The 24,729-nt window shown below is 68.2% G+C and carries 24 protein-coding genes and 1 tRNA gene; 11 read left to right on the forward strand and 14 right to left on the reverse strand.

Annotated features, from left to right (window positions below; translation table 11 throughout):
* The first annotated feature begins 35 nt into the window (after positions 1-35).
* Complete coding sequence (locus ACIBLA_RS18165; RefSeq protein WP_399199126.1) at positions 36-539, forward strand: hypothetical protein; 504 nt, start codon at positions 36-38, stop codon at positions 537-539.
* Between the two features lie 198 nt (positions 540-737).
* Here the strand turns inward: ACIBLA_RS18165 and ACIBLA_RS18170 are convergent.
* Positions 738-824 (reverse strand) — tRNA-Leu (locus tag ACIBLA_RS18170).
* Between the two features lie 314 nt (positions 825-1,138).
* Between ACIBLA_RS18170 and ACIBLA_RS18175 the strand changes: the two genes are divergently transcribed.
* From ACIBLA_RS18175 to pknB, 6 genes are all read left to right on the forward strand, one after another.
* Positions 1,139-2,002 carry a DUF3662 and FHA domain-containing protein gene (locus ACIBLA_RS18175; RefSeq protein WP_363240622.1) on the forward strand — a complete coding sequence of 288 codons (864 nt, stop codon included), beginning with the start codon at positions 1,139-1,141 and terminating at the stop codon, positions 2,000-2,002.
* 10 nt (positions 2,003-2,012) lie between these two features.
* Positions 2,013-2,525, forward strand: a complete 513-nt coding sequence (locus ACIBLA_RS18180; RefSeq protein ID WP_363240623.1) for an FHA domain-containing protein — start codon at positions 2,013-2,015, stop codon at positions 2,523-2,525.
* 141 nt (positions 2,526-2,666) lie between these two features.
* Positions 2,667-4,187, forward strand: coding sequence for a Stp1/IreP family PP2C-type Ser/Thr phosphatase (locus ACIBLA_RS18185; protein WP_363240624.1), 1,521 nt, complete (start codon positions 2,667-2,669; stop codon positions 4,185-4,187).
* A 25-nt stretch (positions 4,188-4,212) separates the two neighbouring features.
* Positions 4,213-5,622 carry an FtsW/RodA/SpoVE family cell cycle protein gene (locus ACIBLA_RS18190; protein WP_399199127.1) on the forward strand — a complete coding sequence of 470 codons (1,410 nt, stop codon included), beginning with the start codon at positions 4,213-4,215 and terminating at the stop codon, positions 5,620-5,622.
* Positions 5,619-7,079 carry a penicillin-binding protein 2 gene (locus tag ACIBLA_RS18195; RefSeq protein WP_363240626.1) on the forward strand — a complete coding sequence of 487 codons (1,461 nt, stop codon included), beginning with the start codon at positions 5,619-5,621 and terminating at the stop codon, positions 7,077-7,079. Before ACIBLA_RS18190 ends, ACIBLA_RS18195 begins: the two co-directional genes overlap by 4 nt.
* A gap of 334 nt (positions 7,080-7,413) precedes the next feature.
* Positions 7,414-9,417: a Stk1 family PASTA domain-containing Ser/Thr kinase gene (gene pknB / locus ACIBLA_RS18200; RefSeq protein ID WP_399199128.1), complete on the forward strand. Its 2,004-nt coding sequence runs from the start codon at positions 7,414-7,416 to the stop codon at positions 9,415-9,417.
* A 93-nt stretch (positions 9,418-9,510) separates the two neighbouring features.
* On the opposite strand, the gene ACIBLA_RS18205 is transcribed toward pknB, so the two are convergent.
* The 5 genes from ACIBLA_RS18205 to ACIBLA_RS18225 all read right to left on the reverse strand — a co-directional run bounded on the left by ACIBLA_RS18205 (position 9,511) and on the right by ACIBLA_RS18225 (position 13,531).
* Positions 9,511-10,173, reverse strand: coding sequence for a class E sortase (locus ACIBLA_RS18205; RefSeq protein ID WP_363240679.1), 663 nt, complete (start codon positions 10,171-10,173; stop codon positions 9,511-9,513).
* 247 nt (positions 10,174-10,420) lie between these two features.
* The gene (locus ACIBLA_RS18210) at positions 10,421-11,776 is read right to left on the reverse strand and encodes a class E sortase (protein WP_363240628.1); all 1,356 of its coding nucleotides are present in this window, start codon (positions 11,774-11,776) and stop codon (positions 10,421-10,423) included.
* Complete coding sequence (locus ACIBLA_RS18215) at positions 11,773-12,414, reverse strand: aminodeoxychorismate/anthranilate synthase component II (protein ID WP_399199129.1); 642 nt, start codon at positions 12,412-12,414, stop codon at positions 11,773-11,775. The genes ACIBLA_RS18210 and ACIBLA_RS18215 overlap by 4 nt, the downstream gene beginning before the upstream one ends.
* Complete coding sequence (locus tag ACIBLA_RS18220; protein WP_363240630.1) at positions 12,411-12,584, reverse strand: hypothetical protein; 174 nt, start codon at positions 12,582-12,584, stop codon at positions 12,411-12,413. The genes ACIBLA_RS18215 and ACIBLA_RS18220 overlap by 4 nt, the downstream gene beginning before the upstream one ends.
* 179 nt (positions 12,585-12,763) lie before the next feature.
* Positions 12,764-13,531 carry a DUF881 domain-containing protein gene (locus ACIBLA_RS18225; protein ID WP_363240631.1) on the reverse strand — a complete coding sequence of 256 codons (768 nt, stop codon included), beginning with the start codon at positions 13,529-13,531 and terminating at the stop codon, positions 12,764-12,766.
* Positions 13,532-13,673: 142 nt separating this feature from the next.
* Between ACIBLA_RS18225 and crgA the strand changes: the two genes are divergently transcribed.
* Entirely contained in the window at positions 13,674-13,931 is a 258-nt protein-coding gene (gene crgA / locus ACIBLA_RS18230) for a cell division protein CrgA (protein WP_363240632.1), read from the forward strand.
* Positions 13,932-14,231: 300 nt separating this feature from the next.
* On the opposite strand, the gene ACIBLA_RS18235 is transcribed toward crgA, so the two are convergent.
* Together ACIBLA_RS18235 and ACIBLA_RS18240 are read right to left on the reverse strand one after the other, a co-directional pair.
* The gene (locus tag ACIBLA_RS18235) at positions 14,232-15,125 is read right to left on the reverse strand and encodes a rhomboid family intramembrane serine protease (RefSeq protein WP_363240633.1); all 894 of its coding nucleotides are present in this window, start codon (positions 15,123-15,125) and stop codon (positions 14,232-14,234) included.
* A 155-nt stretch (positions 15,126-15,280) separates the two neighbouring features.
* Positions 15,281-15,808 (reverse strand): peptidylprolyl isomerase, encoded by a 528-nt coding sequence (locus tag ACIBLA_RS18240; protein ID WP_363240634.1) that lies wholly within the window; start codon positions 15,806-15,808, stop codon positions 15,281-15,283.
* 386 nt (positions 15,809-16,194) lie between these two features.
* On the opposite strand from ACIBLA_RS18240, the gene ACIBLA_RS18245 reads away from it, so the two are divergent.
* Positions 16,195-16,875, forward strand: a complete 681-nt coding sequence (locus ACIBLA_RS18245; RefSeq protein WP_399199130.1) for a DUF5324 family protein — start codon at positions 16,195-16,197, stop codon at positions 16,873-16,875.
* A 93-nt stretch (positions 16,876-16,968) separates the two neighbouring features.
* Here ACIBLA_RS18245 and ACIBLA_RS18250 read toward each other — a convergent pair whose 3' ends face one another.
* Both ACIBLA_RS18250 and ACIBLA_RS18255 read right to left on the reverse strand, forming a co-directional pair.
* On the reverse strand, positions 16,969-17,355 hold the full coding sequence (locus tag ACIBLA_RS18250; protein ID WP_363240636.1) for a DUF6344 domain-containing protein: 387 nt from the start codon (positions 17,353-17,355) through the stop codon (positions 16,969-16,971).
* 165 nt (positions 17,356-17,520) lie between these two features.
* Positions 17,521-18,411, reverse strand: a complete 891-nt coding sequence (locus tag ACIBLA_RS18255) for an NAD(P)-binding domain-containing protein (RefSeq protein ID WP_363240637.1) — start codon at positions 18,409-18,411, stop codon at positions 17,521-17,523.
* A 91-nt stretch (positions 18,412-18,502) separates the two neighbouring features.
* On the opposite strand from ACIBLA_RS18255, the gene ACIBLA_RS18260 reads away from it, so the two are divergent.
* Positions 18,503-19,138, forward strand: coding sequence for a TetR/AcrR family transcriptional regulator (locus ACIBLA_RS18260; protein ID WP_363240638.1), 636 nt, complete (start codon positions 18,503-18,505; stop codon positions 19,136-19,138).
* Here ACIBLA_RS18260 and vanX read toward each other — a convergent pair.
* The 3 genes from vanX to vanH are packed head-to-tail and all read right to left on the reverse strand — an operon-like array spanning position 19,131 to position 21,779.
* Complete coding sequence (gene vanX, locus ACIBLA_RS18265; RefSeq protein ID WP_399199131.1) at positions 19,131-19,739, reverse strand: D-Ala-D-Ala dipeptidase VanX; 609 nt, start codon at positions 19,737-19,739, stop codon at positions 19,131-19,133. The two genes, ACIBLA_RS18260 and vanX, sit on opposite strands and share 8 nt — an antisense overlap.
* Complete coding sequence (gene vanA-Sc, locus ACIBLA_RS18270) at positions 19,736-20,776, reverse strand: D-alanine--(R)-lactate ligase VanA-Sc (RefSeq protein WP_399199132.1); 1,041 nt, start codon at positions 20,774-20,776, stop codon at positions 19,736-19,738. Before vanA-Sc ends, vanX begins: the two co-directional genes overlap by 4 nt.
* Positions 20,769-21,779 (reverse strand): D-lactate dehydrogenase VanH, encoded by a 1,011-nt coding sequence (gene vanH, locus ACIBLA_RS18275; RefSeq protein WP_399199133.1) that lies wholly within the window; start codon positions 21,777-21,779, stop codon positions 20,769-20,771. Before vanH ends, vanA-Sc begins: the two co-directional genes overlap by 8 nt.
* 196 nt (positions 21,780-21,975) lie before the next feature.
* On the opposite strand from vanH, the gene murF reads away from it, so the two are divergent.
* On the forward strand, positions 21,976-23,319 hold the full coding sequence (murF, locus tag ACIBLA_RS18280) for a UDP-N-acetylmuramoyl-tripeptide--D-alanyl-D-alanine ligase (protein ID WP_399199134.1): 1,344 nt from the start codon (positions 21,976-21,978) through the stop codon (positions 23,317-23,319).
* 31 nt (positions 23,320-23,350) lie between these two features.
* On the opposite strand, the gene ACIBLA_RS18285 is transcribed toward murF, so the two are convergent.
* Positions 23,351-24,505 (reverse strand): peptidoglycan bridge formation glycyltransferase FemA/FemB family protein, encoded by a 1,155-nt coding sequence (locus ACIBLA_RS18285; protein ID WP_363240645.1) that lies wholly within the window; start codon positions 24,503-24,505, stop codon positions 23,351-23,353.
* Between the last annotated feature and the right edge of the window lie 224 nt (positions 24,506-24,729).

Genomic DNA, 24,729 nt, shown 5'->3' on the forward strand with positions numbered 1-24,729 from the left:
GACTCGTCCTTGCGGGTCCCGGCCCTGGGCTCGGCATGTCCGTCGACCGGCCTGGCCACGACCCGGCAGGAGACGCCATCGCCGTTCTCACCCACCTCCGACGCCGCGCTTACCCCGCGGGCATCCTGGCCGTCGACCGCGCCTACAGCAGCGCGAGGCCCGAGACTTTTCACGACCTCGCTCGCGACTTGGACTACCGGCTGGTCTTCGCCTACCGCATCGACCAGCTCGGCGTGCAGGGTTCCAACGCGCGAGCGCTCCTGATCGACGGCGGCCGGCACTGCCCCAAGGCCCTCACCGGACGCACGCGGCGCCCAGCGCCTGCTTTGCCCCGCGCCGGCACCCGCCCCACAGCGGCCTGTCCTCTCAAACGACGGAGCCTCGGACGCGACCCACGACTCGCTGTGGTGGATGTCACCCCTTCACCGGCCGGACCGCCCGAGATCTGCCGACGCGAATCGGTCACGTTCAACCGCCGTACCGGAAGCCGCTTCTGGCAAGAGACGGAACACGGCTCCGCGCTCTGGGTGCACCGCTAATTTCCATCGAACGCTGCCAGACCCGCCGCGTCCGCGGTCTGGCCGCCCAGAGCCTCCTGCTGTCCTTTCAGATCGCCCACGCCAACAGGCGCAAACTCGCTGCCTGGCTCGACAACTCTCCAGACCTCTGACCACGCAAAGATGCCGGTCAAAGCGACATTCCGTCGCTTCGACCGGCATCATTGGGTCGGTTGACCTTGGTGCGCGAGGGGGGAGTTGAACCCCCACGCCCTTGCGGGCACTGGAACCTGAATCCAGCGCGTCTGCCTATTCCGCCACCCGCGCATTGGGTGTGCCGTCCGGTCTCTCACCTGCTGGTGTGATCGCCTGGCGACATCGAAAAGATTAGCACGGTGCACAGGGTGGAATCACATCCGTTTGTCTCGGCATCCCTGCCGGGGAACAGGCAACCTGGAGCGGCCTCCCCCACTCCTCCGGAGTGCACCCCGCATGCGGGACACTGTCCTGGGGCCGCCTCTACGATCCGTGTGAGAGGTGACACTCATCGACGGGGCAGACAAGGGGAACCAGCCGATTTCCCTACGCGTGGATACGATCAGTAAGCAGTACCAGGACGGCAACGACGAAGGAGGTGCCCCATGGGAGTCCTGAAGCGCTTCGAGCAGCGACTCGAAGGTCTGGTCAACGGCACCTTCGCGAAGGTGTTCAAGTCCGAGGTCCAGCCCGTGGAGATCGCCGGCGCCCTTCAGCGTGAGTGCGACAACAACGCCACGATCTGGAACCGCGAGCGAACCGTCGTCCCCAACGACTTCATCGTCGAGCTGAGCGCGCCGGACTTCGAGCGCCTCAGCCCGTACTCGGGACAGCTCGGCGACGAACTCTCCGGGCTCGTCCGGGACTACGCGAAGCAGCAGCGCTACACCTTCATGGGTCCGATCAAGGTCCATCTGGAGAAGGCCGACGACCTCGACACCGGTCTGTACCGGGTGCGCAGCCGCACCCTGGCGTCGAGTACGTCACAGGGCCCCGAGCACGGACCGGGACCCGCACCCGCCCACGGCCGGGGCCCCGCCGCCCCGCCGGCCGCACCGCCCGGTGGTTACGGCTACCCGCCCTCGTCCCCGCCTCCCATGCCCGCGACGCCCCCGCCGGGCGCCGGGCGTCCGGGACAGGCCGCACAGCCCCCCTCGACACCGCCCCCCGGAGCGATGCCGGGAGCCCAGGTCCGCCGCTGGATCGAGATCAACGGCAATCGCCACCAGATCTCGCGCCCCACGCTGGTGCTGGGCCGCAGCACCGACGCCGACGTGCGGATCGACGACCCCGGCGTCTCCCGCCGGCACTGCGAGATTCGGACCGGAACGCCCTCGACGATCCAGGATCTCGGGTCCACGAACGGCATCGTGGTAGACGGACAGCACACCACCCGCGCTACGCTCCGCGACGGCTCGCGGATCGTCGTGGGCCAAACCACCATCGTTTACCGGCAAGCCGAAGGGTGAAGCGGGGGCAATGTCAGAGCTGACCCTGACGGTCATGCGGCTAGGTTTCCTAGCCGTTCTGTGGCTGTTCGTGATTGTGGCCGTGCAGGTCATTCGGAGCGACCTGTTCGGCACACGTGTCACGCAGCGCGGCTCACGCCGCAACGCCGACGCGCGTCCGCCGCAGGGCGCCGCGCGCCAGGCCGCCCCGCCCGCACAGCGGCAGCAGGGTGGTCGCCAGCGCCGGGGGGCGCCCACGAAGCTGGTCGTCTCGGAGGGGATCCTCACCGGCACCACGGTGGCCCTCCAGGGGCAGACCATCACTCTGGGCCGGGCGCACGACTCAACGATCGTGCTGGACGACGACTACGCGTCCAGCAGGCATGCCAGGATCTACCCGGACCGGGACGGCCAGTGGATCGTCGAGGATCTCGGGTCCACCAATGGCACGTATCTCGACCGGACCCGGCTCACCACGCCGACGCCGATTCCGCCGGGCGCGCCGATTCGCATCGGCAAGACCGTCATCGAGCTGCGGAAGTAGTACGACAATGAGCGAGCGGAGCGAGCGAGCCGCGGCGGTCCTGACGTGGGACCGCGACAGGCTCCCGACCGGAGGGTGGGCAGTGTGGCTCGAGACCGGCTGGCGCCACATTCGGCTGGCGAACCGACAGGAGAGGCGCGCATGAGTCTTTCTCTGCGCTTCGCCGCCGGGTCGCACAAAGGCATGATCCGGGAGGGGAACGAGGACTCCGGCTACGCCGGTCCCCGCCTCCTGGCCATCGCCGACGGCATGGGCGGCCAGGCCGCCGGTGAGGTCGCCTCGTCCGAGGTGATCTCCACGCTCGTGCAGCTCGACGACGACGTGCCGGGATCGGACATCCTCACCTCGCTCGGTACGGCGGTGCAGCGCGCCAACGACCAGCTGCGCGTGATGGTCGAGGAGGACCCCCAGCTGGAGGGCATGGGCACGACGCTCACCGCCCTCCTGTGGACGGGCCAGCGTCTCGGCCTCGTACACGTCGGGGACTCCCGCGCCTATCTCCTGCGCGACGGCGTGCTCACGCAGATCACGCAGGACCACACCTGGGTGCAGCGCCTCGTCGACGAGGGGCGCATCACCGAGGAAGAGGCCACCACCCACCCGCAGCGCTCCCTGCTGATGCGCGCGCTGGGCAGTGGCGACCATGTCGAGCCTGATCTCTCGATCCGCGAAGTGCGGGCGGGCGACCGGTACTTGATCTGTTCCGACGGCCTCTCCGGCGTCGTCTCGCACCAGACCATGGAAGAGACCCTGGCGAGCTACCAGGGCCCGCAGGAGACCATCCAGGACCTCATCCAGCTCGCTCTGCGCGGCGGCGGTCCCGACAACATCACCTGCATCGTCGCCGACGTCCTGGACGTCGAGTCGAACGACACCCTGGCCGGGCAGCTCAGCGACACCCCGGTCGTCGTCGGCGCCGTCGCCGAGAACCAGCAGCTGCACGCCGCCGAGAGCGACCCGTCGATGCAGACGCCCGCCGGCCGCGCCGCCGGCCTGGGCCGTCCCGTACCGCAGCAGCACCAGCCCCCTCCGGGGGGCTTCGGCCCGCCGGGCAGCGGAGACGGAGCCGGTTACGGCGGCATGCCGCCGGAGGCCGGCTTCGGCGCGTACAACGACGACGACTTCAGCAAGCCGCGCTCGGGCGGCAAGTGGCTCAAGCGGTCGTTCTTCACCGTGCTCGCGCTCGCGGTCGTCGGCGGCGGTCTGTACGGCGGCTACCGCTGGACCCAGACCCAGTACTACGTCGGGGCCAACGAGGAGCACGTCGCGCTCTACCGGGGCATCAGCCAGGATCTGGCCTGGGTGTCGCTGTCGAAGGTCGAACAGGACTTCACCAAGGTCGAACTCAAGTACCTGCCGCCGTACCAGCGCAAGCAGGTCGAGGACACGATCGCCGAGGGCAGCAAGGCCTCGGCGCGCACCAAGATCGAAGACCTCTCCAAGCAGGCCGAGGCGTGCAAGAAGGACGAACAGCGCCGCGAGTCCGAGCGAGCGGCGGACGCGATCACCGGCGAGGGCGAGGCCGGCGGCACGACCGGGACGAAGCCCCAGACCGGCAGCAGTACGACCAAGCCAGAAACGTCGACATCGGCGACTCCCACTCCGGGCCCCAGCCTCTCGGAGGAGGAGCAGAAGCTCGCCTCGAACTGCGGTAAGCAGTAGCCGGCCGTAGGGGGCCTTCACCACCATGAGCGTTGTCACCAACACGACCACCATCGGCGCGATCGAAGCACCGAGCCGCCGCAACACCGAGCTCGCCATGCTCGCCTTCGCCGTCGCCATCCCGGTCTTGGCCTATCTGAACGTGGGCCTGGCGGTCAACGACGAGGTGCCCAGCGGCATGATCGGGTACGGCCTGGGCATCGGGCTGCTGGCCGGTGTCGGCCATCTCGTGGTGCGTAAGTTCGCCCCGTACGCCGACCCGCTGCTGCTGCCGCTGGCCACCCTGCTCAACGGCCTCGGACTCGTCCTCATCTGGAGGCTGGACCAGTCGCCCCGGCTGCACACCCGCGCCACGAATCTGTACGGGTCGTTCTCACCGGACGCGCCCAAGCAGCTGATGTACTCGGCGATCGGCATCGCGCTGTTCGTGGCCGTCCTGCTGCTGCTCAAGGACCACCGCATCCTTCAGCGCTACACGTACATCTCCATGGCCGTGGCACTGGTCCTGCTGATCCTGCCGATGTTCTTCCCCGCGAGGAACGGCGCGAAGATCTGGATCAGCCTCGGCCCCATCAACGTCCAGCCGGGAGAGTTCGCGAAGATCATCATCGCGATCTTCTTCTCCGGCTATCTGATGGTGAAGCGCGACGCCCTGGCACTCGCCAGCCGCCGTGTAATGGGCATCTACCTGCCGCGCGGACGCGACCTGGGCCCGATCCTGATGGTCTGGGCCATGTCCATCCTGATCCTGGTCTTCGAGACCGACCTCGGCACCTCGCTGCTGTTCTTCGGCCTCTTCGTGATCATGCTGTACGTCGCGACCGAGCGCACCAGCTGGATCATCTTCGGCCTGGTGATGTCGGCCGCGGGCGCGGTCGGTGTCGCCACGTTCGAGCCGCACGTCCAGCAGCGCGTCGAGTTCTGGCTCAACCCCTTCGCGCAGTCGACCTGGGACCAGAGCGAACAGGTCGGCCAGGCGCTGATGTCCTTCGGCGCCGGGGGCACACTCGGTACCGGACTCGGCCAGGGCAACTCCGACCTGATCGGCTTCGCCGCCAACTCCGACTTCATCCTCTCCACCGTCGGCGAGGAGTTCGGTCTCGCGGGCACGATGGCGTTCCTGCTGATCTACGGCCTGATCGTGGAGCGCGGTGTACGGACCGCGCTCGCCGCCCGTGACCCCTTCGGCAAGCTCCTGGCGATCGGCCTCTCCGGCGCCTTCGCCATCCAGGTCTTCGTCGTCGCCGGCGGCGTCATGGGCCTCATCCCGCTGACCGGTATGACGATGCCGTTCGTCGCGGCCGGTGGTTCGTCGGTGATCGCCAACTGGGCGCTGATCGGCATTCTCATCCGTATCAGCGACACCGCGCGCCGTCCCGCCCCCGCGCCGGCCCCGTCAACCGACGCCGAGATGACCCAGGTGGTCCGACCGTGAACAAGCCCCTGCGACGCATCGCGATCTTCTGCGGGCTGCTCGTCCTGGCCCTGCTGCTGCGCACCAACTGGCTCCAGTACGTGGAGGCGGACGAGCTGAACAGCCATGAGCGCAACCGCCGCGTCCTGATCGAGCGTTACGCCGGCGAGCGCGGCAACATCGTCGTCGACGGCAAGCGCATCACCGGATCGGCGAAGACGGACGACACCGACTTCAAGTACAAGCGGACCTATCTCGACGGCCCCATGTGGGCACCGGTCACCGGTTACGCCTCCCAGGCCTTCGGCGCTTCGCAGATCGAGAGCATCGAGGACGGCATCCTCACCGGCAACGACGACCAGCTCTTCTTCGACCGCACCATGGCGATGTTCACCGGTGACGAGGCGAAGGGCGGCAACGTCGTCACGACCCTCAACGGTGCCGCGCAGAAGGCGGCCTTCGAGGGACTGGGCAGCAAGAAGGGCGCCGTCGTCGCCCTGGAGCCGAGGACCGGCAAGATCCTCGCGCTCGCCTCCACGCCCTCGTACGACCCCGCGTCCTTCGCGGGCTACGGCGACAAGGACGCCAAGTCGTGGAAGAAGCTCGGCAAGGACGCGGACAAGCCGATGCTCAACCGCGCGCTGCGCGAGACGTATCCGCCCGGCTCCACCTTCAAGGTGGTCACGGCCGCGGCGGCCCTGGAGCACGGCGTTGTCGACGACATCAACGCCAAGACCGACTCCCCGCTCCCGTGGATCATGCCGGGGACGCAGACGCCCCTGGAGAACGACGGCGACCTGCCCTGCGAGAACGCGACGCTCAGGGAAGCGCTGCGGGTCTCGTGCAACACCGTCTTCGGCAAGGTCGGCTATGACGTCGGCAAGGACAAGATGCTGGAGACCGCCAAGAAATTCGGCTTCAACGAGGAGCAGTTCGTCCCGGTCCGCGCCAATGCCTCCGTCTTCCCCGAGGAATTGAACGATTCGCAGACCGCGCTCTCCTCCATCGGGCAGTTCGACACCCGGACCACCCCGCTCCAGATGGCCATGGTCGTCTCCGCGATCGCCAACGACGGCAAGCTGATGAAGCCGTACATGATCGACCAGCTCGAAGCGCCGAACCTGGACGTGATCAAGAAGACCGAGGCGGAGGAGATGGGCCAGCCCCTCAGCCAGGAGCACGCGCAGATGGTCCAGGAGATGATGGAGACGGTCGTCAACGAGGGCACCGGCAAGAACGCGCAGATCCGCGACGCGACCGTCGGCGGCAAGACCGGTACCGCGCAGCACGGCGAGAACAACAGCAAGAACCCGTACGCCTGGTTCATCTCCTACGCCAAGGACGACAACGGGTCGCAGGTCGCGGTCGCGGTCGTCGTCGAGGACAGCGACGCGGTCCGCGACGACATCTCCGGCGGCGGTCTCGCCGCCCCGATCGCCAAGGACGTCATGGAGGCCGTGATCGACAGCAAGAAATAGCCGGAACCAGTCGGGCATTCCCGTATTGGCCGGACAATGGCCCGGACAGCTGTCGAGACGCTGTCCGGGCCATTGTCCGAAGAGAATCGGAATTCGGCGCCCGGTATCGCCTCGGCGTCCCGGTGACGGGCCGCCGATGGCCGGCCGGTGATCTGCCTCACGGTCGAAGCCCAGAGCGTTAACGACCGATATGTGGCCATTGAAGTACCAGTCCTGTATCAGCTACCAGGGACGGTCGGACCGGATGCGGCGTGGCCGGTAGCGTATGCGCGAACAGCACACCGCCGGACCGCACACCGGTGCGGTCGGGACAGACGGAGAGGGCTGGAACAGTATGGAAGAGCCGCGTCGCCTCGGCGGCCGGTACGAGCTGGGCTCGGTGCTCGGCCGTGGTGGCATGGCCGAGGTGTACCTCGCGCACGACACCCGGCTCGGCCGCACCGTCGCTGTGAAGACGCTTCGGGCCGACCTCGCCCGCGACCCGTCCTTCCAAGCCCGGTTCCGCCGAGAGGCCCAGTCGGCCGCCTCGCTCAACCACCCCGCGATCGTCGCTGTCTACGACACGGGCGAGGACTACGTCGACGGGGTGTCCATCCCGTACATCGTGATGGAGTACGTCGACGGGTCCACCTTGCGCGAGTTGCTGCACTCCGGGCGCAGACTGCTGCCCGAGCGCACGCTGGAGATGACCGTAGGGATCCTCCAGGCGCTGGAGTACTCGCACCGCGCCCAGATCGTCCACCGCGACATCAAGCCGGCGAACGTCATGCTGACGCGCACCGGCCAGGTCAAGGTCATGGACTTCGGCATCGCCCGCGCCATGGGCGACTCCGGCATGACGATGACCCAGACCTCCGCGGTCATCGGCACCGCGCAGTACCTCTCCCCCGAGCAGGCCAAGGGCGAGCAGGTCGACGCGCGCTCCGACCTGTACTCCACCGGCTGTCTGCTCTACGAGCTGCTGACCGTGCGCCCGCCCTTCATCGGGGACTCACCGGTCGCCGTCGCGTATCAGCATGTACGGGAGGAGCCGCAGGCGCCGAGCACCTTCGACCCCGAGATCACGCCCGAGATGGACGCGATCGTGCTGAAGGCGCTCGTCAAGGACCCGGACTACCGCTACCAGTCGGCGGACGAGATGCGCGCCGACATCGAGGCCTGCCTCGACGGCCAGCCCGTCGCGGCCACGGCGGCGATGGGCGCGGTCGGCTACGCGGGCGGCTACGGCGACGACCAGCCCACCGCGGCCCTGCGCACCGCCCCGCCCGGCGGCGGCCAGACGTCGATGATGCCGCCGGTCAACCCCGACGACGGCGGCTACGGCAACTACGACGACCGCCCTGACCGGCGCCGGCAGAAGAAGTCCAACACCTCGACGATCCTGCTGATCCTCGCCGGCATCCTGGTGCTCGCGGGCGCGATCCTGATCGGCAAGGCGGTCTTCGGCGGCGACGGCGGCGGCTCGGACCAGATCCCCGTACCGCAGCTGGTGGGTGTGACGCTGGAGGAGGCGAAGGGACTGGCGAGCAACGCGTCGGTCAAGGTCTCCCAGTCCGGGACGGACCGCTGCGACCAGCCCAAGGGCGCCATCTGCTCTCAGACCCCGAAGTCCGGCGAGAAGATGACCGAGGGAGACACCATCCAGGTCGTCGTCTCGGAGGGCGCGCCGAAGGTCCAGGTGCCCGACGTCGCCGACGAGACCGTCGAGGACGCCACGAAGACGCTTCGGGAAGCGGACTTCGAGGTCGAGACCAAGCAGGTCGAGAGCGACCAGGACCCCGGCACGGTCGTCAGCCAGAAGCCGAACGGCGGCTCGGAGGCGGAGAAGGGCTCGACGGTCACGCTCTCCGTCGCCAAGCAGGCGCAGGTCTCGGTGCCGTCCGTCACGGACCAGACGTTCGACGCGGCGAAGAGCCAGCTCGAAACGCTCGGCTTCACGGTCGCGCGTACGGACGTGGACTCCGACAAGCCGGTGAACACGGTCGTCGGCCAGACCCCTGAGGGCAACTCCAAGGCGCCCAAGAACAGTCAGGTCACGCTCCAGGTCTCGAAGGGACCGGCGCAGCCGGAGAAGGTGCAGATCCCCGGCGACCTGGCGAACAAGACGGTGGCCGAGGCGAAGGCCCAGCTGGAAGCCATGGGGCTGGTCGTCGCGCTGGGGCCGAACTCGCCGAACGATCCCAACGCGCGCGTGCTCGCGACCAACCCGCAGGGCGGCCAGCAGGTCGACAAGGGCAGCACGGTGACGCTGTTCGTGGCTCCTGTGGGCGGGAACAACGGGGGCGGCGGCAACGGAGGCTTCATCGGCGGCCCCAACGGAAACGACGGCGGCGGCTGAGGTTCGGCACCTCCTGAGAAGGTGAAGAAGCCCCGGCATCCTGTGGAGGGTGCCGGGGCTTCTTCGTGCTTCGGGTGCGTCGCAGGGGGCGAGTCAGCGCAGCTCTTCCGGCTTCGTCCGGTTCTCGTCGACCTTCTCCGTGCGCTCCAACTCGGCCCACACGATGTAGCGGTAGTCGGACGTGTAGACGGGCGTGCACGTCGTGAGCGTCAGATAGCGGCCGGGCTTCTTCTTGCCGGACTCCTTGGGGACCGGCCGGAGCACGTCCACGTTGTACTTCGAGGTCTTCGGGAGGTCCTTGAAGACCTTGTAGACGTACCAGGTGTCCTTCGTCTCGAAGACGATCGCGTCACCGGTCTTGAGCTTGTGGATGTTGTGGAACTTCGCACCGTGCCCGTCGCGGTGCGCGGCCAGCGAGAAGTTCCCCCGCTTGTCCTGGGGCAGCGCGGACTTGACCGGGTCGGTGTAGTAGCCGGCGAGGCCGTCGTTGAGGGACTTGGGCTCCGTGCCCTTCTTTACGAGGACCTCGCCGTTCTTCATCGCGGGCACGTGCAGGAAGCCGATGCCGTCCTTGACGTCGAGGGCGCCGGGGCCGCCGCGGCCTTCGGTCCAGCCGTCGCGTACCTGGTTGCCCTGCTTCGTGGCCTCGCGGTCGGCCAGCACGTTCGTCCACCACAGCGAGTAGACGACGAAGAGACCGAGCACCAGGCCCGCGGTGATGAGGAGTTCACCGAAGACGCTGACGGCGGCGGCGATACGGCTCCGCGGGCGCCGCGGGCGGACCGGCGCCGGGGCCGGGGCCGGGGCCTCTCCGGGCTCGGCCTCGGGCTCGCGCTCGGTGGATTCGGGCCCAGCAGGCTCAGACGCGGGCTCGACCACCCCGGTTGTCGCGGATGTATCGTTTTTCCCTGCTTCTTCGGGTGTGCTCGCACGCCCGTCGTCGTGCCCTGTTCCCGCTGCCACAGCACCCGTCCCCTGGTCCCTGGTCTCCGTCGTGATCCGTTCAGCCGACGAGGGCGTCGGGCTTCCCCTCGCCGCGTGGCCGTTCCTCAACCATCTTGCCCCACACGATCATTCGATACGTACTGGTGAATTCCGGCGTACAGGTCGTCAACGTGATGTATCGACCCGGCTCCGAGAATCCGGAGCCGGGCGGCACGGGGCCGATCACGCCCGTGTTCGACGGCGCGGTCTGCGGAAGGATGCTCGCCATGTCGTACGTGAAGTAGGTGTCCTGCGTCTCGACGATGATCTTGTCGCCGGGCTTCAGGCGGTTGATGTAGCGGAACGGCTCACCGTGGGTGTTGCGATGCCCCGCGACCGCGAAGTTGCCCTGCTTGTCCGACGGCATGGCCGTCTTGAGCCTGCCCTCCGAGTAGTGGCCGACCATGCCTCGGTCCAGGACCTTGGCCTTGTCGATGCCCTCGGCGATCGGAACGACCACGTCCAGCTTGGGGATGTGCATGATCGCGAATCCCTGGCCGGGCTCGAAGGCACCGGGCTGGCGGCCCTTGGCCCAGCCTTCCTGGATCTTGTCCTTCTCCTTGCCCGCGTACAGATCGGCCTGGATGTTCGTCCACCACAGCTGGTACGCGACGAACAGCAGCATCAGCACGCCGAGGCTGATGAAGATCTCGCCGACCGCGCGGCTGAGGATCACTCCCGGACTGTCCTTGAGCGCACGGGCGGCCTGCCGCGCCTCGACGCGGGAGAGCGGCCTGGCGGGCGTCGAGGCTGCCGGAGCACCTCCCGGACCTCCTGCGGCCGGCGGGCGCGTACGACCGCGTCCACGGCCTCCCTTGGCCGCTCTACGGCGCTCGGCACGGCCCCCGGTGGGCGGTTCGGCCCGCACAGGCCGCTCCGGGCCGGTTTCCTCGGAGACGGTGGACAGGAGGGCCGTGGCCTCCTCGGCGCCCCCGGCGGTCACGTCGTCCCGGACGGGGACGTAGGGCGGACCGGGATCCGGTCGAGGCGGCGGTACAGGCGCGGGCGCGGATACGGGCGGAGGCGCAGGGACCGGCGCCGGCTCCGGGGCGGCCTGCGCCGCCCAGTCCTGCCCGTACCCGGCGGGCGCCTCCGTCGTGTACGGGTACGGCCCGTAACCCGGCCACTCCGTCGAGGGCGGCCCCGATATCCCGTCACCCGCCGCCCAGGGGCCGGGCGACAGAGGCTGCGAGGGCTCCGAAGGAGCGGAAGTCGACGCCGGGGGCGGCGCGGCGCCCTGCCCGGGAAGGGGATCGTTCAACGGATCCGCGAGTCCGTCCACCGCCGCCTCGAACGCGCCTGGTTCCTCGTACGGTTCACGCTGTTCGTACGAGGCGCCGTATCCCGCGTCGTGCTCGGGGCGGCGTGCGGTCACGCGACCGCCTTGCCCACCACCGGCGCCAGGCCCGCCGACCGGCTCACGGCGCCCGGATCACCGCACTGCGCGAGCCAGTTGGCCAGCATCAGATGACCGTGTTCGGTCAGCACCGACTCCGGGTGGAACTGCACGCCCTCGACGGCCAGTTCCCGGTGGCGCACGCCCATGATGATGCCGTCGGCCGTGCGCGCGGTGACCTCCAGCTCGTCCGGCAGCTCGGCCGGCTCGGCGGCCAGCGAGTGGTAGCGGGTCGCGGTGAAGGGCGAGGGCAGCCCGGCGAACACGCCCTTGCCCTCGTGCGTGACCAGCGAGGTCTTGCCGTGCAACAACTCGGGGGCCCGGCCGACCACACCGCCGTACGCCACCGCCATCGACTGCATGCCGAGGCACACCCCGAAGACGGGAACACCGGTGGCGGCGCAGTGGCGCACCATGTCGACGCAGACACCGGCCTGTTCGGGCGCGCCGGGACCGGGGGAGAGCATCACACCGTCGAAGCCGTCCTGGGCGTGCGCCGTCGACACCTCGTCGTTGCGCAGCACTTCGCACTCGGCGCCGAGCTGGTAGAGGTACTGGACGATGTTGAAGACGAAGCTGTCGTAGTTGTCCACGACGAGCACACGGGCGCCGCTCACGGGGTGCCTCCCGCGCCGGTCATCGTCGAGTTCCCGAACGGGAGGATCGGCTCCGCCCACGGGAAGACGTACTGGAACAGCACGAAGACGACCGCCAGCGCCAGCACGAGCGCGATGACCGCCCGCACGTACACGTTGCCCGGCAGATGCCGCCAGATCCAGCCGTACATGCTGTCCCTTCCGTTCCGTACCCGTTCCCCGCCCACACCGCCGTTCCGGCGTCGCGCGGTACCGAACCAGACTAAGGGGCCGCGGGGTCACGTGGGCGGCGCATGGGTCAGGTGTGCCGTTGGCCTCCTTCTTCTCAGGCTTCTTCAGGAGGAGGGCCGCGCCGGGCCGCACGGCCGGGCTACTTCACCGGCTTCGCGTAGTGGAGATCCACGGTGCCCGTGTAGCCGGGGAGCGTGGTCTCACGGTGCTCGTCGACCTTCCAGCCCAGTCCGTACGCCTGCACGTACAGCTGGTAGTTCTGGATCGCCGGCGAATCCTCCAGCGCCTTGCGGAGCTTGCCCTGGTCCCCCACGGCCGTGATCTTGTACGGCGGTGAGTAGACCCGGCCCTGGAGGATCAGGGTGTTGCCGACGCAGCGCACCGCGCTGGTGGAGATCAGCCGCTGGTCCATGACACGGATGCCGCTCGCGCCGCCCTGCCAGAGGGCGTTGACGACGGCCTGCAGATCCTGCTGGTGGATGACCAGGTCGTTGGGCTGCGGCTCGGGGTATCCGGGGTTGGCCGTGGCGTCCGGCGGGGCGTCGTCCAGGGTGACGGTGAGGGCCTGGCCGGAGACCTTCTTGGTCCCGGCCGCGTTCTCCAGCCCGCGCAGTTCGGCGTCCTCCGCCTTCGTGGAGCCGTCGTCGCGGTTGGCGAGGGTGTCGACGTTCTTCCGCACGGCACCGGTGGACTCCTCCAGCTCGGCGTTCTTGTCGCTGCGCTCCTGGATCAGGTCGGAGAGCTTGAGCAGGGAGTCGTCCGTACGGAGGTTGGTGCCCTTCGCCGTGTTGAAGCTGGTGACGAAGATAAGGCCGGCAAGGGCGAAGACCCCGGCCGTGAGCAGCCGGACCGGTCGCCAGATCGGTCGGCGGACCGGCCCTTCGGGGGAGTCGGCGGAATTGCTCAACGTACCCTTATCTCCTTAGGCGCCGCGGAAGCACTACGCTAACGGACGCCCGGAAGAGGCTGCGTTCCCCCTGCTCCTCACCCCCGGCACTCCGTTTCAGTTACCTGCGCGGTCACGCAGCGCATCGACAGGAGAGTCCCTCGTGCCGAAGTCACGTATCCGCAAGAAGGCCGATTTCACGCCGCCCCCCGCGGCGAAGCAGTCGACCACGATAAAGCTGACCAACCGGAGCTGGGTCGCGCCGGTCATGCTGGCCCTGTTCCTCGTCGGGCTGGCCTGGATCGTCGTCTTCTACGTGACGGAGGGCTCGCTGCCCGTCGACGCCTTCGACAACTGGAACATCGTGGTCGGCTTCGGGTTCATCGCCGCCGGCTTCGGTGTCTCCACGCAGTGGAAATAGCGGCGTCGGCGACCGGCGTCAAGCTCTACCCAGAGACTTATCCACAGCGCTGTCCACAGCCGGGGGAAAAGGTCTGACGATCTGTGGATAACTCCACGGCAGGTTGACGCCGGTGTGACTGGAAGACCCTCCTCGGCCGTTGTGATGAAGCGTCTCGCCCCTTGTCTCTGCTGGGAAAACCCTGATCAGCGACAAGGGGCACTGATGTTCCCCCACAGATTGCACAAGATCCGGCACACGCTGTGGACAACTGTGTGGTTCACAGGTCTCCGAGGGCCCTGATCCTGGGGCGCGAGGACGTCAGGTGAGCTGACTGGTCCTGATCACGACGGTTACGACGGTCGCCAGCAGCACCACCGCGCAGGTGCCCCACTGCACCAGCGCCCGGCGCTCACGCGGCGCGTGCACGAGGCCGACGGCGATCGCCGTGCCCGCCACCAGACCGCCGAGATGCGCCTCCCAGGCGATCCCGGACCAGGTGAACGTGAAGAGCAGGTTCAGCGCCAGCAGCGCGAGGACCGGCCTCATGTCGTAGTTCATCCGGCGCATGAGTACGACGGTGGCGCCCAGGAGCCCGAAGATGGCCCCCGAGGCACCGAGCGACGGCTGGTACGGCGCGGCGATCAGATAGGTCAGGGCGCTGCCCGCCAGACCGGAGATCAGATACAGCGCGATGAAGCGCACCCGGCCGAGCGCCGCCTCCAGCGGACCGCCGAGCCACCACAGCCCCAGCATGTTGAAGGCGATGTGCCACACGGCCTGGTGCAGGAACATCGCCGTGAACAGGCGATACCACTGCCCGTGGGCGACGCCCACGATCTCGCCGAGCTGCGGGTTGATCGCGTACCCGATGAGATCCAGCTCACCCACGACCCGCTGTTCGCTGACGAGGACGGCCACGAAGACCGCGAGATTCAGCCCCAGCAGGATCTTCGTGATCAGCCGAGGGTCGGCGGCGATGGTGCCGCCGGCGATCGTGCGCGGACGGGTGGCGGTCGGGGACATGCCCGTACCGGACCCCTCCCGTACGCAGTTCGGGCACTGGAATCCGACGGAGGCGCTGATCATGCAGTCCGTGCAGATGGGGCGCTCGCAGCGGGTGCAGCGTATGCCCGTCTCACGGTCCGGGTGCCGGTAACAGTGGGGTGTGGTGTCGGCGGCGGGCCGCTCCGGCCCCCCGGTCTGCTGGTCCATCGGTCCCCTCGGTACTCGTGGCGGCGGGAGGGCGCACAGCGCACCGCCCTCCCCGTCCGGTATGTAACCACTACGGACGGGCAGGGCGGGAGGTTCCCCGAAGGGGAATCCGAGACGGCGGAGACGCGTCTTCGGGGGCGGCGGTCGTGTCCGGCCTAGCGGGACTCGACGACGACCGACTCGATCTTGACTTCCTCCACCGGACGGTCGGTGCGCGGGTTGGTCTGGGTGGCTCCGATGGCGTCCACGACCTTCTTGCTCGCCTCGTCGGTGACCTCGCCGAAGATGCTGTGCTTGCGGGTCAGCCACGCGGTGGGCGCCAGGGTGACGAAGAACTGCGAGCCGTTGGTGCCCGGACCCGCGTTCGCCATGGCCAGGAGGTAGGGCCTGTCGAAGGAGAGGTCCGGGTGGAACTCGTCCTCGAACTCGTAGCCCGGACCGCCGGTGCCGTTGCCCAGCGGGTCCCCGCCCTGGATCATGAAACCGCTGATGACGCGGTGGAAGACGGTGCCGTCGTACAGCGGGTCGCTGGACTTCTTGCCGGTCGCCGGGTTCGTCCATTCGCGCTCGCCCTTGGCGAGCTCCACAAAGTTCTTGACCGTCTTCGGCGCGTGGTTCGGCAGGAGCCGGATCTCGATATCGCCGTGGTTGGTCTTCAGGGTGGCGTAAAGCTGCTCGGCCACGATCTGCCTTCCGTAAGTCTGCTCTGACCCTGCCGATCCTCGCACGGACGGCGATCGCGCCGCCCGCCCCGTACCCCTCAAGGGCCCGCGGGCCGTCCTGTGAACGGGGAATCAACGTCCGTCGGCGGGGCAGTCGTGCCCTTGGCGGGACACGGCGCGGCGAACCGTGGCATTGTCGTCGACAAGCCCTCTTGTACCGCAATGCCCAGGCATCGACCCAAGTCGTCTGCCACGACCGTCCGCGGCCGTCCATGACCCGGATGCCCGCACCACATGCCGGTCCGGCGGGCGCCAGGCATGATTTCGGTCTGGGTGGACAGGCGGATCTTTGTCCAATAACGGGGGAAACCCCCAAGCCCCTGACCGCCACCGAGGAGGAGGATCCTGTGACCCGCATGGACAGCGTGCGCGCCGCTACCGATTCGGCGAGGGAGAGCGTGCTGCACGCCGCGGAAGCGGTGGCGCCCTACGCCGAAACGGCCAAGGAGCAGGCCGCGTTGTACGCCGAAGAGGCCCGCGTCCGGCTCGCACCGAAGGTGTCGAAGGCCGCGAAGCAGGCTCGTGTTCAGTACGGCGCCCGCGTGGCGCCGCATGTGCCCCCGAAGGTCGACATGGCAGCACAGCGTGCGGCGGCTCGGACGCGCCAAGCGGCGCGTCAGGCGGCCTGCTACACGGTGCCGCGCGTCGAGCACGCGGTCTCTGTCGCACAGCCGGTCGCGGGGGAAGCAGCGGCTCGTTCCGCTGCCGCTCTCGCCGCGCTGCGCGGTCAGATCACGGTGAAGGAGGTCCAGAAGCTTGTGCGAAAGCATGAGCGACGGGCCAGGGCCGGACGGCTCGCCAAGGGCCTGGTGGTCCTCGGTGTACTGACCGGTGGCGCTGTCGCCGCGTGGAAGTGGTGGGACAAGCAGGCCAATCCCGACTGGCTGGTGGAACCGCCCGCTCCTACAGAGGTCTCCGAGCACAACACGTCGCTGTCGTCCGTCGACGGCAGCCAGGGCGCGCTCGATCCGGAGGCACGGGCCAAGCAGGCCGAGCAGGAGGCGAAGGATCGCAACGACCGCCCGTGACGGGTGACCGGTGATCCGCGGGACCGGTGGTGCTGTCGCCGCCGGTGACGCGCGGAGTGCGGGCGCCGGGAGTCCTCAGGGAATCCCGGTTCCTCACGCGGCGGCCGTGAGCGCCGCGTCGGCGGCCGACTCGTTGTCACGCGCCACGTCGGCGGCCGTACGGGTGTCGACGGGCAGGCGCCGAACCGAAGGTGACGAGCCGTGTGCTTCGGCGCGGATACGCTGCTCGATGGTCGGCGGCCGGGAGGTGTCCGCGGGCCGCGCGTTCTCCGGGTGTGCCCGTCGCACGGCGGGTGCCGGTTCGCCTCCGCCCCGCTCATCGGCGGCGACCGGCGACTGACCCTTCGCGGGCTGCTCGGCGGGCTGCTGTACGGCGGCGTCCGACGCCGCGGCGGGGGCGGTCAGCCCCAGGGTGGTGAGCACCGCGAAGAACGCGGTCAGGAAGACGGTCCACAGTTTTCTGACCTTGAAGGCGGCCATGGCCCCTCGCTTTCAGGTTGCGCTCGGGTTGAGCGATCTACATACCTTCCTCATGATGTGTACGCATCTTGGGAATCGAGGGACCAACGCCAGCACTGCGCAGTTCTTCTGATGAACACCACCCGTACGGTGCAACGGGCGCCGTTAATCGTTATTGATGCCGGGTCAGGCGGCTTTCCGGCTCCCCCTCATGACCTCGAAGAGGCTGGTGAAGCTGGAGTCGGCACGGCCGTCCGCCATGCCTCGCCGGAACAGTTCCAGCACCGCCGCCGGCAGTGCCGTGTCGACCCCGGCCGCCTCCGTGGTGTGCAGGACGTGCTCGATGCTGGCCACCCCCATGGCGAGTCTGTCCACGTCACCGGGGAAATCGCCCGCGTCGATCCGGGGTGTGTAGAACTCGAAGAACCGTGACATCCCGGCGGTGCTCTCCGACGCGTACGGCAGGAACTCCGCAGCCGAGATACCGTTGGCGTCCGCCACCGCGAGGGCGTGCACCCAACTGAGCATCGTCGTCCAGAACAGGTCCATCCCGATCTGGTAGTACAGCGCCGCCAGCCCCTGGTCCTCACCCCGGTAGTCGGTGCCCGTCAGCACCTCCAGCGTCGGGGCCAGTTCGTCGAACAGGTCGCGGGGGCCGCTGTAGAAGGTGAAGACCTCCGACGTGCCGATGCCTGAGGGCGGAGTGTTCACCCCGCCGGTCAGATGCCGGGCACCGTGGCCGGCGAACCAGTCCGCCGCGGCACGCGCCCGCTCCGGGGTGTCCGAGGTCAGATTGACGACCACCCTCCCCGGCAGGCCGGCCGCGGCGGGTTCGAGGATCGCGTACATCGCGTCGTAGTCGGTCAGGCTGAGAACGACCGGCCCGCCTGCCGCCAGGGCCTCGTCGACCGAGGCGGCGAGGGTCGCGCCCCTGGCCACGAGTTCGTCGGCCTTGCCCGCGCTGCGGTTCCACAGCGTCACCGCGTACCCCTTGTCCAGGTACGCGCCCGCCATCGCCCGCCCCATGGGACCGAGACCGATCACCGTCACCGCGGGCGCACTCGTATGCGTGTTCATCAGGTATGCCACTCTCGCTAGAACGAACGCTCTATCCAGCGAGGAACATAGCACGCCCTAGAGCGAGCGCTCTATCCAGTAGGATGCGGCTGTGAGGACAGCGGAGCAGGACCCCACCACGGGAGCGGAACGCCCGGTCGGCACGCGCGAGAGAATCGTCCGGGCGGCCTCGCTGCTCATGCAGCGTCAGGGCTACGACGGCACGGGGATCAAACAGATCTCGACCGAGGCCGGAGCCACACTCGGCTCGGTCTACCACTTCTTCCCCGGCGGCAAGCAGCAGTTGGCCGTCGCCGCGATCGGCCACGGGGAGCGCGAGTTCGCCGACGAACTGACCCTCGCCCTCGACTCGGCCTCCGACCCGGCCCAGGCCGTGATGGACTGCGCGCACCGCCTCGCGGAGGGGCTGCGCGAGTCCGACTGGGTCGAGGGCTGCCCGGTCACCGCCACGGCACTCGGTACGGCCGGCCGCGCTCCGGACATCCAGGAGGCCGCGGCTGCCGCGTTCGCGAACTGGCGCGACCTGGTGTATGCCCGTCTTCGCCGCGCCGGTATCGCGGAGGACGACGCCCACGACCTGGCCCATACGGTGATCAGCACCTTGGAAGGCGCCGAACTTGCGGCCCAGGTCTCCCGGAACGAACGCCCACTGCTGACCGCCGGCCACCACCTCGCCCAGCTGATCAACCTGTACGCGCCCCCGACGGCCGCCGGCTCACCTACGTGACGGGAAAATCGAAGTAGGTGCCCGGATAGGGTTCACCGTTGAGTGTGTAGTGCCACCACTCGCACGCGTACGAGCTGAAACCGCAGGCATCCATGATGGAGCGCAGATGTTCGCGGTTTGTCGCTTCGGTCTGCGTGATCCCGTTCGCTCCATGGTGGGAAATCGAATCCATCAGGTCATGGCCGCCGCCCATGGAAGCGAGTTCACCGGTAGCCAGGTGGTAGAGCGTCAAGTCAACCGTGCTGCCCCGGCTGTGGCCCGACTTGGCGGCCACGTATCCCAGGTCGAACATCTCGGCCCGGTTGATGTTCGGATAGTGCCGTGGCTTCGTCCGGCCGTCCTCCGGCTGCTGTGACCAGCGCAGAAAGCAGTCCACGGCGCGTTGAGGGCGGTAACCGTCCCACAGAAGCAGGCCGAAGCCGAGGGATCCGGCCTTTTCTTGCGCCTTCTCAAGAGCCGCACAGAGAGCCCTCGTGCCGACGATTCGATTTGCCAGGTAGCCGTCCACCGGTTTGCCGGTGAAGTTGTCCCAGGTGGCGTACTTGGCATCCCAGCGTATTCCGGACACAAGATCGTCCACGAAGGCGAAATCAATCTTCATCGGCTTTTCCCCGTCAGTGCCAGCGACACCAACCGGTCGATCACGTCGGCGAGCGGCAACTCGGCGGCTGCCATCATCCTCGGATAACGGCTGTACGACGTCAGACCCGGCAGCGTGTTGACCTCGTTGAGGACCACTTCTCCGTCGTCCCTGAGGAACATGTCCACCCGCGCAAGTCCCCTGCACCCCAAGGCGCGGTACACGGCCTTGGCTGTCTCCTGAACGAGCAATCGCGACTCCACCGGAATGTCGGCGGGAACGATCGCCATGGAGTTCTCAGAGCCGCTTTCGGGCTCCTCCTCCTGATGGATCCTGAAGAAGCCGTGCGAGAGGGAAATACGGTCCACCTCGCCCGCGACCAGATCCAGATCGGTCCCCAGGAGGGCACAGCCGATCTCGCTGCCGACGACGGCCTCTTCGATCAGCACCTTCGAGTCGTACTGCCTCGCGGTTTCCACCGCGCTCGGCAGTTCCTCTTTTCCGGATACCTTGCTGACTCCGAAGGACGACCCCGAACGGGCCGGCTTCACGAAGACAGGGTAGGTGAGCGGGTCGGGATCGATTTTCTCGTCCGCCGCGACGGTCCAGAACATCGGTGTGGCGATTCCCGCGCTTCTGGCGACGATGTAGGCAAGGGATTTGTCCATGCACAGGGCAGAGCTTTGGACATCGCAGCCCGCGTAGGGAATTCCGGAGAGTTCCAGCAAGCCCTGCATCGCACCGTCCTCACCGAGCTTGCCGTGCAGAACGGGCAGGACGACGTCCAGACGGATCGTCCCGTATCGTCCCTGCTCCAGAACGAGCAGTCCGTGTGCGCCTGTGTCCGGTGACAGCACGACCGTACGGCAACTTCCGTTCTCCCAGTTCGGGTCAGGATGGTCGCAGAGCTTCCAGGCGCCGCTCCTGGTGATCCCGATGTAGAACGGTTCATACTTCTCGATATCGAGGTTTCGTGCGACCTCCTGCGCGGACTTGACGGAGACGGGGTGTTCTTCGGAGCAGCCTCCGAATATGATTCCGACCTTCAACCTAGCCATGCTGATTCCTGCTCTCGAATTTCAGGCAGTTGGCGATGGAGTTCTCGACCGTGTCGCTCAGGGCATGGTCTGTGTAATACGCGGTGTGCGGACTGATGAGCACGTTCGACAGCTTTTGCAGCCGCACCAGCAGCTTGCTTTCGATGGCTTCGTTTCGGCAGTCGGCGTAGAATATTCCTTCCTCTCCTTCGAGGGCGTCCAACGCCGCACCGCCCAATTTGCCGCTTTCCAGTGCCGCAACAAGGACCTCGGTGTCGAGCAGAGGACCGCGGCCGGTATTGATGACGAACGCATCGCGCTTCATGCGATCGATGCGTTGACGATTCAGGAGATGGTGCGTATCCGCGTTGAGCGGTGCGTGGAGCGTCACGATGTCGCTCAGCCGCAGCAACTCGTCGAGAGGAACGTAATCGGCGGCGATCTCGGGGTGAATGTCATACGCCAGTACTCGACAGCTGAAACCCCGCAGTCTGTCCACGACTGCCGTGCCGATGCGCCCTGTTCCGACCACTCCGACGGTCAGGTCGCGCAGTTCCTTCCCGCGCACATCGTTCAAGCGGTAGTCGTGCATGTCCGCGCGGCGGACCATGGATTTCGCGTTCCGTACCGCCATCAGCATCAGCATCAGCGTGTAGTCGGCCACGCTGTCGGGCGAGTAGGCGACATTTTCCACCGTAATTCCGACACGGTCCGCGTACTCCACATCGATGTGGTTGTAACCGATGCTCCTCGTGGAGATGTATGTGACACCGGCTTTACCGAGGGCAAGCAGGGTGGAATTTTCGATCCGCGTTTTGTGACCTACGCTGATGCACCGGTTCCGGAAGACGAGTTCGATGTTCGCCTCGGATACCGCCGCCTCCGTAATGGTGGGAATGACGCCGAAGCGGGGTGCCGTCGCCCGGAACAGAACGGCCTCGTCCTGCCCGCATCCATAAATGGTGATTCCCGGCGATCGGGTGCGGGGGGCCGCCGCTGTTCGCGCTGGTTCGCTGTGGGTCATGCCCCAAGTCAAGGCATCACGGTGTTGTCGGCGCGTATGCCGTTTTCGATATACCGACGATATATTACCCAGCGGTTACATATCGTCGGCATATCGAAAAGCGCATACGTGGCGACGACAACACACCACCTTGACTTGGCGGCATGACCTACGACGAACCTGACTCCGTCAGCCACCACCTCCACGGCGCCCGGCCATGATCCCGCTCAGCCTCGGCGAGATCGCCGCGGTCGTCGGCGGGACGGTCGAGGGTGACGGCGCCGTGACGGTGACCGCCCCCGCCGTACTCGACGGCCGGCAGGCCGAGCCGGGCGGCCTCTTCGTCGCTTTCGCCGGCGAGTACGTCGACGGCCACGACTACGCCGGCCAGGCCGGCCGGGCCGGCGCGGTTGCCGTTCTCGGCTCCCGGCCCACACCACTGCCCACCGTCGTCGTCGTCGACGTCCGGGCCGCGCTCCAGACGCTCGCCGCCCACGTCGTGGCCCGGCTGCGCGGCGGGCTGACCGTTGTCGGGCTGACCGGCTCCCAGGGCAAGACCGGCACCAAGGACCTGCTGGCGGCCGTGCTTTCGAGCGCCGGGCCGACGATCGCCACGATCGGCTCGCTCAACAACGAGATCGGCGTGCCGCTCACCATGCTGCGCACCGGCGCGGCCACCCGGTATCTCGTCCTGGAGATGGGAGCCCGCCACATCGGCGACATCGCCGAACTCACCGGCCTGGTCGCGCCCGACATCGCCGTCGTCCTCAACGTCGGCCAGGCCCACCTCGGCGAGTTCGGGTCGCGCGCGGCCATCGCCGAGGCCAAGGGCGAACTGGTACGCGGGCTGGCGCCCGGCGGCACCGCCGTACTCAACGCCGACGATCCCCGTGTGGTCGCGATGCGCGCGCTCACCGACGGCCCGGTGCTGACCTTCGGCCGGGCGGACCACGCCGACGTGCGGGTTCTCGGCCTGGTGCTGGACCCGCTCGGCCGGCCGTCCTGCACGCTGCGGACCGCCGACGCCTCGGTTCCCGTCGCGCTGCCGCACGTGGGGGCCCACCAGGCGCTCAACGCGTCGGCTGCCGCGGCCTCGGCGCTGGCCGCCGGCGTAACCCTCGACCTGGCCACGGCGGAGCTGGCCACCGCCTCGCTGTCGCGGTGGCGTATGGAGCCGCGCGACCTCGCAAGTGGCGCGAGGCTGCTCAACGACTCCTACAACGCCAACCCCGACTCGACCCGCGCCGCCCTGGACGCGCTGGCGGCGGTCGAGGGCGGGCGGCGCATCGCCGTCCTCGGCGAGATGCTCGAACTCGGCGACGACAGCGCCGCCGAACACCGCCGCGTCGGGGAGTACGCCGCCTCCCGAGCCGATGTGGTGGCGGTGGTCGGCGAGGCCGCCCGGCCGATCGCCGACGGAGCGGGGCAGCGGGCGGTGGTACTGGCAGACAACGACGCCGCCGTCGACTGGCTGCGCGAGCACATCACCACCGGCGATGTAGTGCTCGTCAAGGCCTCCCGCGGGGCACGCCTCGACGAGGTCGCCGCCGCGCTCGCGTAAGCCGTGTCCGCAGAGCGCACGAGCTCCGGGCCTATCGCGCGCGCCGCTTCATGTAGAAGTCGAAGGCCCGGTAGACCATCGGCCGCAGTTGCAGGTCCCACTCGCCGACGTATCTCACCGCCTGACCGCCGGTGCCGACCTTGAAGTGGATCAGCCCGACGTGCGGGTCGTCGGCGTCGAGGGTGGGGGTGATGCCGCGCAGGTCGTAGACGTCGCAGCCGGCCGCCAGCGAGTCGCGGATCATCGCCCACTGGCAGGCGTTGGAGCCGCGCACCTCGCGCTTCTCGGTGGAGGAGGCTCCGTAGGAGTACACCGCGTGGGCGCCGACGCGGATCAGGACGGTGGCGGCGACCAGATCGCCCTGATGCCGGGCCAGATAGAGCTTGATCCGCTCGGGGTCCTCGGCGCTCAGCTCCGCGAACATGGTCTCGAAGTAGCGCAGTGGCCGGGGTGTGAAGCGGTCGCGTTCGGCGGTGTGGACGTAGAGGTCGTGGAACGCCTTCAGGTCGTCTCCGACGGTGACTTCGACGCCCTCCTTGGCCGCCTTCTTGATGTTGCGGCGCCAGAGCTGGTTCATGCCCTTGAGCAGGTCGTCCTCAGTTCTGCCGGCCAGCGGAATCTCGTACTTGAACTGCGGGTGCCCGACGCCGAAGCCGTCCTGCGGGTTCTGCGGCAACCAGCCGCCGTCCCTGAGCCGGCCGGTCACGCGGGCGCCGACCGGGTCGGTCTCCTGGCCGGGCATCTCGGTGAGCCGCTTGATGCCCCGGTCGGCGATGCCCTCCTTGACCTGGGCGGCGCTCCAGGTGTCCGTACACACCGGCGGGCCGAGCCGGATCGCGAACGCGCCGTGCGCCTTGAGATGGGCCGCCAGCGGGTCGAGCCACGCGTCGACATCGCCCGTCCAGTCGATGACCGGGCCCTCGGGCAGGTAGGCCAGCGTGAAGCGATCGAGCCGCGGCACCGGTCGGTGCAGGACGAGCCCGGCACCGACCAGCCGCCCGCCGTCGTACCAGCCGAGGGACTCGCTGCGCCACTCGGTCTTGACGCGGCCCCACGCCGGGGTCTGCAGAAAGCTGACCGACCGCTGTGTCCGTACGAACGCCAAGTGCTCGGCTGCGCTGATCGGTTCGACGGTCAGACCCGCGCCCGCGGCGCCAACCCCTCGGTGGTGCGCGGTCCGGCTCACTGGTCCGTCATCCTCACGTCGGCGTTCTCGGACGGGGCGCTCACGCACCTCGGGTACCACCAGGTCGGGGCCGCTGTTCGGGCTGGTTCGCTGTAGGGCATGCCGCCAGTCAAGGCATCGCGGTGTAGTCGGCACGTATGCGGTTTTCGATACGCCGACGATATGCGCCCGCGCGTAGCCTCACGAGGCGTCGCGCCGGCGGAGCCTGCGGGAGGCGCGGGACG

Source organism: Streptomyces sp. NPDC050433, from assembly GCF_044458565.1.
Classification (GTDB): Bacteria; Actinomycetota; Actinomycetes; order Streptomycetales; family Streptomycetaceae; genus Streptomyces.